The following is a 9,363-nucleotide window of genomic DNA, read 5'->3' as shown; positions in this document are numbered from 1 at the left end:
GCCCGCGGAAAGCGAGTACCTGCAACGGAAATCAACCCGGGTTATTAGTGTAAAAATGATTGAAAAGCAACAAAGTATGTGAAAACAGCCTTTACATAAATTCTATAGCGACAAGCTTACTATAGAATGTACGTAGATTGTTGATTCCTTGTTTATATAGTTTGAAATACTAATGAAATCCACCATAGCTAGAAGATAAATAAGTGACTGATTGTTAAATAGGCGATACAATACTAAGGCAATGAAATACTTTTTGAGGATGTGTGAATCATGAGAACAATTAATACATCAGAGATAATAGATGGCAAAGCGATTAAGTATATAGATGTGTTCGGGGTACAGGATAATATTGCGTTGAAAAGTAGTTACGAAGGGAAGACATATTGGATTTATGACTATTATTGCATGCATGCAGCTTGCCATTGTGACGATGTTTACTTGAAATTTGTTGAAGAAGATGAAAATTCGGAGACTACGGGACGACATTTTGGTGTGAGAAAATCATTTAAAAATGATGAAATAGTTATTGAAGATCGAAATCTTCCAGAACAGAAGGCAAATGAGGTTGCAGCTGATGCTCTAAACTATAGTCCAGAAGTTATCGAGCTATTTAAACAACGATATGCGCAAATGAAGTTGGAAGGGCATAATATTTTAGCAAAAGAGTCGAAAAAACCAATTGTAAATGAGAATGTAATTGGAAGAAACGATCCATGTACTTGTGGCAGTGGAAAGAAATATAAAAAATGCTGTGGAAAGTTGCATAGGTAGAAGATTCTTCAAATGATAGACATGCTAAGAATCTATCTCTCAGAAGAATTTATCATGCTTATTAATCCTTTTCAAGTTGATGGCGATTTAAGCTTTCTTAATAAATACAAATAAGAAGTTGTCACAAAAGGGTCTGACCTCGCACTCAAAATCCGTATGTAGTGTTTCATACACCTATCTTATACTGTATTAGTTGTGGGGGGCTGATCTTTGCTTTAGGCCCCCCTTTTTTGAAGTGTGCTATTCGTCGTGTTCTTGATTGTCAGCAGGTTTGTTTTTGAAATGAAGTGTTTGTCTTTTCTCTTTAATCTGCTGAACGAGTGGTTTTAAATATGGGTTAGCCTTTAAAAAGTCAACTAGTTGGTTATGGTCATCTTTGGACGAGGATGCATCTTTTTGGTCCACTACCTCTTCAACCTGTGTTTCTGTTTTGTCCAATCGTTTCCTTATCATTTCCTCTCACCTCACTTCATATAGCCTATGATGGTTTGTAAAATTATGTCCTTTCATTTGAAAAAATGGGTATTGTAGCCTTGAACATACAAGGAATATTAGCTAAAGCAAAAGTGGAATGGATATGCGGGGATTAAGTGAAATTGTGATGGGCTTTGGTGTTGAATTAAAAATGAGGCGTTACTACTCTATCGGTCCTTTACATGAATGAGTGTTTGGTTTACTTACTAAGTGAGAAGTATTCAAAGAACCAATCTTGTCTTTTTACCAAATCGAGTCGTCTATTACTTAACAGTACGAATTGACTTAAGAGCTGTACCTTCAGACCTTGTTTTAAACGACAAGTACTGACAAAATAGAATTAATTAATCGATTAATTAAATGCCTCTTAAATCACCGTCTGATTATGAAAAAGGCAGTATTATGACGTGAAAATATTGTAAGGGATTTCTCTACAAGTAATTAAGGATTTCGACATGAATGTGACGAGGAATTATGTAGAGGTGGAAGTTAGTTGTATCTGGAAAATGCATTTTGGTAAGCAAAGCACTGGCCCATTAGCCAGTGCTTTGTTGTGAATGACAATTAATTGGTAAACTTAGGAGCACTTCAGTACCTCTACCAAGCGTACTATCAAAGGAAATATTTCCACGATGGGTTTCGATGATCCTCGAACTAACTGTCAATCCGAGTCCCGTTCCTTTTTCCTTCGAAGAATAAAACGGCTCTCCAAGATGTTGGATTCTTGCTTTTCCTACCCCGTGTCCATTATCCTTGATTTTCACAGTAACTTGATCACGTTTCGTAGAAAATTCGATGGAAACTGACGTTGCAGACGCTTCAATTGAGTTCTTAATAATATTAATGAATACTTGCTTTAATTGGTTTGCTTCGCAACGTATTGCCGGAATGGGTTCATGTTCTTTTATCGAAATGGAAGCTCCGTTCAAGTTCGCTTCAGGCTTAAGTAACGTCACGACATCATTCATCAGCATCACGATATTGTGATCGCTAAAATTTATTTTCTGTGGCTTGGCAAGGACGAGTAATTCACTGACAATTAAGTTAATTCGATCCAACTCACTTAACATAATGGAGTAGTAATGCTGATATTCTATCTCATTGGATTTCAGGAGTTGTACGAATCCTGTTAAAGAAGTAAGTGGATTTCTGACTTCGTGAGCTACACTTGCAGCCAACTCCCCAACAACCGATAATTTTTCTGTTTTTCGCAGCATTTCTTCAGTTTCACGCATAAGTGTAACGTCTTGTGCATAGCCAATGACTCCGACTATCTGGTCATTTATTAGCATTGGAACGAGTGTGAAATAAAGAATTACGGTCTCTTCATGTTTGGTGAGAATGCTAATGTCTCCATGTGTAATACCTGTTCTAGTCTCAATGACATCAGTGAATGACTTTTGAAATGATTCTTTATCATTCGAATTTGCTAATATATCCATGATTGAAACACCGATAATATCGTCAAAGCCCCAACAAGTTATGCCCTTAAAGCGCGGATTAGTATTTGAAATGATCCCATGAATATCCATCATAAGCAAAGGATCTGGATTATAATCGAAGAGCGATTTATATTGTTGCTGGCTTTGTAATAAATGCTGCTCAGCTTTCACTCGTTCTGTTATATCTCTCCCAATTACAACAAATGCTCTTCTGGAACCATCTTCATGAAAAAGAGGAACTTTTATCGTATCAAATGTTTTGTGATCCCCATCAGGCATTGGAATAATTTCTTCACACCGAGTAACTTGCCGACTTACCCATGTTTCTTCATCTGAAGTCTCGCAATACTCTAGTGCTTCTTTATAAAAATCAGTATATTGAGCTAGTTCACTATCCTTTTTCCCTTTATAATTTACTTGCTCCAGCTGAAATAGTTCAAGGCCAAATTTATTAACTTCGGTCCAACGACCTTGGCCATCTTTGAAATTAACGAAGTCTGCCATGGAATGAATCAAGGTTTGCAGCCGTTCTTGCTCTTCTTTTAACAATGTATAGCTTTTTCTCTTTTTTAGAAAAAAATAGAGAATAACAGTTGTAATAATAATGAAAAGAATCCCTTCGATTCTTTGGATGATCATCAACTTATGAAAAGGTAAATTAGTAATCGTAAGATACCACTCTATCAAAAGCAGAATGGATAAACAGCAGATAACGTGTATGTATACAAATAATTTTGGCATGGGCGCACTCCTTTTTTTAGGTGCTCAGCTTAGGAAGGGTGTTCTTAACTATAAATTTTACCATATGAGAATTGAGATGGGGAAAAGAAAGAAATAAAAATGATAATATTACCAAAGAAGGGAGATAAAAGTAAAAAGGGCCACCCAGTTGATTGGAGGCCCTTTTAGAATTATAACAACTTATTAAAATGCACACGTTTGTGAATCGCATAAATCACAGGAATTCCAACGAGCATGACTGCGAATTCACCTACAGCTGTTGTGAACCATGTGAATAGGAATGGGAAGTCTAATGCAAGATTTAGCTCAAGAGCAATCATGAACATTGTGAACGTAAACACAAGTGAATTCACCATCATTAACGCCAGTTTGTTTTTGATATAACGTCCAGCAAATATGGTAATCAATAACGAAAGCACTGATTGTCCGACTCCGAAAACTAAATCATACGGCACCATCGGTGAAAACAGTAAATTCGTTAAAAAGACTCCTAGTACAATTCCGTAAAAATACTTCTTATTGAATACGATTAAATGATTAAACATTTCTGAAACCCGAAATTGAATATTGGTAAATCCAAATGGTTGAATCAAAAAAGACACTGCAATATACAAAGCAGCTAAAATCGCATTAACTACTAATGTTTTTGTTTTCATACATATCTCTCCCTAGTTTTTTATCGTGGGATGGTTGCGAACCACGTATAACGAAAGTCTAATAAGTGTACCATAGTGAAATACTTTCGTATATGTTAAAAAAATGAATTCAATTATGATGAATTTTCACAATTATATATCGATTATATTCTTTTAGTTTTGAAATGAACAATCGGGATGGATTGAAAGATTGCATTTTAATTATGCGGGGAGTAACACTTTTACTTTAAACAAAAAAGGTGGAAAAACGATAAGGTTCCTCCACCCAACATACTTGTTTTCGATGATTTAGTAAAAGTAAATTCCAAGACAAACAACAAATGAGACTAGAGCCAAACCTACATAAATCCATGTTAATGATTTAATGTTTACACGCAGTGAACTAGTTTCATATTCATGAGATCTCTTTAGTTCGTTTTTAATAGTATCCTCTTTTTCTTCATAATCTTTTAGTTGAGTACTAATACCTTTCCCGATTAATAACGTTCCAACAAGTGCTAAGATACTTACCAAAATAACAGTGATGATCATGAATGTAATCATTAATATTCACTCCTAAAGTAAAAGATAAGTAGATTTTGGGGCCAACTATTTTATGGCTTTATTCTTACTTTTGAAAAAAGTATATGAAAAATATACATCTGAATGGGAGGACCAGGACGCTTGATTCTCGATAAATTATTGAGGAAGTTGATCTACTCTTCCATCATAATATAATTTTGAACTTTTTGACCATCCACTCGATTGGTTTTTTCACTCATCCACTTCTATTTTTATTGGAAAAAGTGGATGATTAAAAGTATAGTTGCATATCTGAAAGTATCCGAGGGACAATTTTTGATGCGCATCTTTCCATGCTTAGATGCGAACTGAAAAACTTCGTGATGAAATTGAAGTTTAGACGAGTATTTCCATGGTGAAGTAGAATTTAATTCAACTGAAGGCTGGATACATAAATGGTGCAGGCTTATACAAGAGTTTAATAGAAAAATTAAAGTTGTTCAATCTTTCTCAATATTAATCGCGGGATGATTTCGAACCACGTAGCTCGGGTTTTGCACTCATTTATATAATAGTTGGATACGCTAATAGGAGTATTAGGAATAATACGATAGGTATAGAATGCCATTCATTCATGTTGCTATACTAGGGTAAGGAGTGTATCCTAATAATTGAATTCCCCCCAGACATTCTACTTTGTCTGGTTATCGCTATTTCGAAAGACGTGGGACGCTTAGAACGTTGAAGATTTTTATATGAGAGATGTTTTTTTGTCACAACCTTATATCTTCAGCTTTCAAAGAACAACTTACAGGAACGTTCTATCATAAGAGCAAGTGTTTCGCTACACAAAAAGGCGAACATCTCCCACTTATTTTTTTGTTATGGCCTGCACAAAATTGAAGTGAGGGTCTTCGCGCCTAAAATGATAAATTAGAAGCAGAAAGGATGATTTTGGTTGGCAATTGAAAAGGTAAGAGCTCATTTTAAAAAGTATGATCGTGAAGATGATGTGATGGAATTCGCAACTTCAAGCGCAACAGTAGATGAGGCAGCGGCAACGATTCAGGTTATTCCGGCTCGCATTGCTAAAACGATATCGTTTCGAGGAGAAGGGGAAAATGCGCTTTTAATTGTAGCGGCAGGTGATGCAAAGATTGATAATAAGAAATTCAAGAACCTATTTGGATTCAAAGCAAGAATGCTCCCTCCAGAAGAAGTATATTTGCAAACTGGTCACGAAATCGGTGGTGTCTGTCCTTTTGGACTAGTGCGTGACCTAGACGTTTTTCTTGATATCTCGATGCAACGATTTGACACGGTGTTCCCGGCTTGTGGAAGCACAAATTCAGCAATCGAACTTACATGTGATGAATTATTTCAATATTCAAATGCATTGGAGTGGGTTGATGTTTGTAAAGGGTGGGAGGAAGGATAAGTTGATAGGTTTATTCACATTGAATAAGCCATTGCAAAAATAGAAAAGACATAATTAATGAGCCATTGATCTTTTATTGTGATTATATGAAATTCGCCATCAGTTGTTAAAAGGAGGACCATAACAAAAGAGTCAGAGCCCGTACCACAATATACTCAAATTACTTGTTTAATGAACTGTGTATAAGTGTTCAGACTCTTTTGGATCGCTTTATTTATCCTGCTACTTTTCAGAAGCCTTAAAAATGAGAAGCGTAAAGAAAGAATCGTCCATGCACCAAGGATAATCATATAAATTATGGTTAAGTGAATTTTGTATAGATCTACTTGGAGACTAGAAATACACAATCGTTTAAATGTAAGGAACCATAAGTGGATAAATACTTAAAACGGATAGGACGGACAAAAAACTGATAAATGTAGTAACAACTTAAATAATAATTTTGTATGGTGAAATCATTTGGGATAGAATAAGGAGATTATTGTATATTATCAGTAGTTTCTATCGGATAGAAAAGAACTATGGATGTGTTAGGAATTTAATAGAGAGAAATTTTTGCTATATAATTATTTAATAATGAAAGCGTTTTATTATATGATCTATACGTATGATATAATCAAGCCAAAAAAGGAGGGAGTTTTTTGAAAAAGTTAATAGAACAATTGCGATCTTTAACGATGAAAGAAAAAGTCGAGTATTTAATTGAGTATTATTCATTTCATATAATTGGTATAATTGTTGTCCTTTCTGTCTTAGTGATGGGATTCAATAACTTTACTAATCAACCAAATGAATTGTTATCTATTCGTATTGTTAAAAATGATATTAGCGATAAACAAGCAAAGGAGTTACACAGAAGTCTAGAAAAAGTATTTATTGATAATAAAAAAGAGACTCTTTCTGTCCAGACTATAAATATGAAGGATATTAGAGAGAATTCAGAAGCACTTATAAAACTCCAAAAGCTAGGCGCTGAAATAACAGCAAAAGAGGTGGACGTTCTTTTGGTAGATAAAGATGTGTTTCATCAATTTAATAAAGAGGGTAATTTATATAATTTGAATAACTTTCATGCGTTCGATAATTGGGAAACAATAAAGTATGCTACAGATAACGATTCTACCACAATAACCGGTATTGATGTTTCAGAAGTCCCTATTCTATCCTCAATAGTTACAAAAGGCGAACCGCTTATATTTGTTGTTATGGCAAATACAGAACGAATGGATGGTGTAGAGAATTTCGTTCATCTTCTTACTGAGTGAAAAGAAGAAGCATTTAATAAAGAAGTGTAGATTATAATTACGGAATATTCCTTCAATTATAGGGTGAAAGAAAATGTTCTACATATAGATACTACAGATGTATCTACAGAGTCATCTTATTAAAGAGCCATTTCTAAATTGAACAAAGCTATGATAATTGAATGAGATCAATTAAAAATGGCCGTTACATATGCTCAATCCACCGTTCAATACTACAAAAAAACGATAAAGCAAACCTAGTTGTGAAGGTAAATGAAAATATATCACACCTTTATTAAACAGAATTCCGTCGCTATACGAATGGTCTGCTTTTGGAAGAAGGAGAAATTGCCAATGTTAACGTTCAATGAAAAATCATTTTTAATGGATGGAAAAGAAATTTTATTATTAAGTGGTGCGATGCATTATTTTAGAACAGTACCTGAATATTGGGAAGATCGGCTTATCAAATTGAGAGAGTGTGGATTTAATACAGTAGAAACGTATGTTGCATGGAATTTACATGAACCAGAGGAAGGGAAATTTGTTTTTGAAGGCATTGCAGACATTGAGCGTTTTATTAAAACGGCCGAGAAGGTTGGCCTCCATGTTATCGTAAGACCTGGTCCTTATATATGTGCAGAGTGGGAATTTGGTGGTTTTCCATACTGGCTCATGACTGTTCCGAACATAAAATTACGGTGCTACAATGAGCCATATTTAGAAAAAGTAGGGGCATACTTCGATGAGTTATTTAAGCGCTTGCAGCCACTCCTACGTTCAAATGGCGGACCAATTATTGCTATACAGGTTGAAAATGAGTATGGGAGCTTTGGTAATGATCAAAAATATTTACAGCATATGCAAGACGAGATCAAAAAAAGAATAGGTGATGAACTGATCTTCACATCTGATGGTCCTGACCACAGTATGTTAAATGGCGGAATGATTGAAGATGTGCTCGAAACAGTGAATTTTGGATCGAGAGCGGAATCGGCATTTGAACAATTAAAGCTTTATCAGCCGAAAGCTCCTTTAATGTGTATGGAATTCTGGCATGGCTGGTTTGATCATTGGGGGGAGGAGCACCATACAAGGTCCTCGGATAATGTTGTGGAGGCGTTAGAGGAAATATTGCAACTAAATGGCTCTGTTAATTTCTATATGGCACATGGTGGGACGAATTTTGGCTTTTATAATGGAGCAAACCATAATGAGGAAATCTATCAGCCTACGATAACTAGCTATGATTATGATGGTTTATTGACGGAATCAGGAGATGTTACCGACAAATTCTTTGCTGTACGGAAGGTTTTTGAAAAATATGTTGAACTGCCAGAGATGAAATTACCGATAATCATACCGAAGAAACAATACGGTGAAGTCCAATTTATGGAGCGTGTTGCATTGTTAGATTCATTGAATCACCTTTCTACTCCACAGCATAGCCAAGCTCCTTTAACGATGGAGTATTATGGTCAGGACTATGGATTTATTGTGTATGAAACAGTCATAAAAGGAGCTTACGGCAAACAAACGATGACCGTTCAAAATGTCCATGATCGTGGGCAAGTCTATTTGAATGGCAAGTATGTTGGCTTAGTCGACCGAATTAGTGGTGATTCCCGGATAGATGTTGATATCACTGAGGAAGAGACAACGTTGCAAATTATTGTGGAGAATATGGGACGCATCAATTATGGTCCATTCCTTGTCGATTTTAAAGGGATAACAGAAGGGGTAAGAATGGGGAACCAATTTTTATTTGATTGGACAGTTTACCCAATCCCATTAAATGAAATCAATCATTTACAGTTTTCCAATTGTGAAACGAAAGAAAACCATCCTTATTTTCACCGTGGAATCTTGACCATAAATGAGGTGGCAGATACTTTCATAGATGTGTCGAACTGGACAAAAGGAGTCGTGTTTGTAAATGGTCATAATCTTGGTCGATATTGGGAGATTGGACCGCAACAAACACTTTATGTACCAGCGCCTTTCTTACGTGAAGGAGAAAATGAGATAATTTTATTAGAATTACACAAACATAAACAAGGAGTTACATTTGTTGATACGCCTATTTTAGGGTAATC

8 protein-coding genes and 1 riboswitch are annotated in these 9,363 nt (G+C 35.4%); of the genes, 4 read left to right on the top strand and 4 right to left on the bottom strand.

Annotated features, from left to right (window positions below):
- The first annotated feature begins 270 nt into the window (after positions 1-270).
- Positions 271-771, top strand: coding sequence for an SEC-C metal-binding domain-containing protein (locus tag HNP81_RS23815; protein ID WP_246399292.1), 501 nt, complete (start codon positions 271-273; stop codon positions 769-771).
- 240 nt (positions 772-1,011) lie between these two features.
- Here the strand turns inward: HNP81_RS23815 and HNP81_RS09525 are convergent, their stop codons facing one another.
- From HNP81_RS09525 to HNP81_RS09510, 4 genes are all read right to left on the bottom strand, one after another.
- Positions 1,012-1,224 carry a hypothetical protein gene (locus tag HNP81_RS09525; protein WP_182502455.1) on the bottom strand — a complete coding sequence of 71 codons (213 nt, stop codon included), beginning with the start codon at positions 1,222-1,224 and terminating at the stop codon, positions 1,012-1,014.
- A gap of 557 nt (positions 1,225-1,781) precedes the next feature.
- Positions 1,782-3,428 carry a PAS domain S-box protein gene (locus tag HNP81_RS09520; protein WP_182502454.1) on the bottom strand — a complete coding sequence of 549 codons (1,647 nt, stop codon included), beginning with the start codon at positions 3,426-3,428 and terminating at the stop codon, positions 1,782-1,784.
- 170 nt (positions 3,429-3,598) lie between these two features.
- Entirely contained in the window at positions 3,599-4,084 is a 486-nt protein-coding gene (locus tag HNP81_RS09515; protein WP_028389767.1) for a QueT transporter family protein, read from the bottom strand.
- Between the two features lie 6 nt (positions 4,085-4,090).
- Positions 4,091-4,135, bottom strand: a riboswitch (PreQ1 riboswitch).
- A gap of 237 nt (positions 4,136-4,372) precedes the next feature.
- Positions 4,373-4,627 (bottom strand): hypothetical protein, encoded by a 255-nt coding sequence (locus tag HNP81_RS09510; RefSeq protein ID WP_182502453.1) that lies wholly within the window; start codon positions 4,625-4,627, stop codon positions 4,373-4,375.
- A gap of 973 nt (positions 4,628-5,600) precedes the next feature.
- Between HNP81_RS09510 and HNP81_RS09505 the strand changes: the two genes are divergently transcribed.
- From HNP81_RS09505 to HNP81_RS09495, 3 genes are all read left to right on the top strand, one after another.
- Complete coding sequence (locus tag HNP81_RS09505) at positions 5,601-6,023, top strand: YbaK/EbsC family protein (protein ID WP_376766730.1); 423 nt, start codon at positions 5,601-5,603, stop codon at positions 6,021-6,023.
- 641 nt (positions 6,024-6,664) lie between these two features.
- Positions 6,665-7,288 carry a hypothetical protein gene (locus HNP81_RS09500; RefSeq protein WP_182502451.1) on the top strand — a complete coding sequence of 208 codons (624 nt, stop codon included), beginning with the start codon at positions 6,665-6,667 and terminating at the stop codon, positions 7,286-7,288.
- Between the two features lie 333 nt (positions 7,289-7,621).
- A complete protein-coding gene (locus HNP81_RS09495) occupies positions 7,622-9,361 on the top strand; it encodes a glycoside hydrolase family 35 protein (RefSeq protein WP_182502450.1) in 1,740 nt (579 codons plus the stop codon).
- Positions 9,362-9,363 lie beyond the last annotated feature (2 nt).

Origin of the sequence: Peribacillus huizhouensis, assembly GCF_014138605.1 — a bacterium.
Lineage (GTDB): Bacteria > Bacillota > Bacilli > Bacillales > DSM-1321 > Peribacillus > Peribacillus huizhouensis.
Note: the sequence above shows the minus strand (reverse complement) of the source record. Positions and strands in the feature narration are given on the sequence as shown.

Coding starts and splice junctions, on each gene's coding strand:
- HNP81_RS09510 (WP_182502453.1), bottom strand. CDS start 4,627: ATGATTACATTCATGATCATCACTGTTATTTTGGTAAGTATCTTAGCA.
- HNP81_RS09525 (WP_182502455.1), bottom strand. CDS start 1,224: ATGATAAGGAAACGATTGGACAAAACAGAAACACAGGTTGAAGAGGTA.
- HNP81_RS09495 (WP_182502450.1), top strand. CDS start 7,622: ATGTTAACGTTCAATGAAAAATCATTTTTAATGGATGGAAAAGAAATT.
- HNP81_RS09520 (WP_182502454.1), bottom strand. CDS start 3,428: ATGCCAAAATTATTTGTATACATACACGTTATCTGCTGTTTATCCATT.
- HNP81_RS09515 (WP_028389767.1), bottom strand. CDS start 4,084: ATGAAAACAAAAACATTAGTAGTTAATGCGATTTTAGCTGCTTTGTAT.
- HNP81_RS23815 (WP_246399292.1), top strand. CDS start 271: ATGAGAACAATTAATACATCAGAGATAATAGATGGCAAAGCGATTAAG.
- HNP81_RS09505 (WP_376766730.1), top strand. CDS start 5,601: ATGGAATTCGCAACTTCAAGCGCAACAGTAGATGAGGCAGCGGCAACG.